General features: G+C 63.7%; 1 protein-coding gene. It reads left to right on the top strand.

Annotated features, from left to right (window positions below):
* On the top strand, positions 1–292 hold a 292-nt coding region (locus tag EN818_RS32020; RefSeq protein ID WP_189524020.1), incomplete at both ends, for a 5-deoxy-glucuronate isomerase.

Genomic DNA, 292 nt, shown 5'->3' with positions numbered 1-292 from the left:
AGGAGGCTCCACCTCGGCAGCCAGGCGGCCAGCAACGAGCGCTCGATCTTCCAGTTCATCCATGCCGATGGTGCAAGAACCTGCCAGCTTGTCGTCGGCATAACGCAGCTGGCGCCGGGATCGGTGTGGAACACCATGCCCTGCCATGTGCATGATCGACGCATGGAGGCCTATCTCTATTTCGACCTGGCCGAGGGCGCGCGCGTCTTCCATTTCATGGGCCAGCCGGACGAGACGCGCCACATCGTCATGCGCAACGAAGAGGCGGTGCTGTCGCCGGGCTGGTCGATCC

The sequence above is a fragment of the Mesorhizobium sp. M3A.F.Ca.ET.175.01.1.1 genome, from assembly GCF_004791945.1.
In the GTDB taxonomy this organism is placed as follows: Bacteria; Pseudomonadota; Alphaproteobacteria; order Rhizobiales; family Rhizobiaceae; genus Mesorhizobium.
Note: the sequence above shows the minus strand (reverse complement) of the source record. Positions and strands in the feature narration are given on the sequence as shown.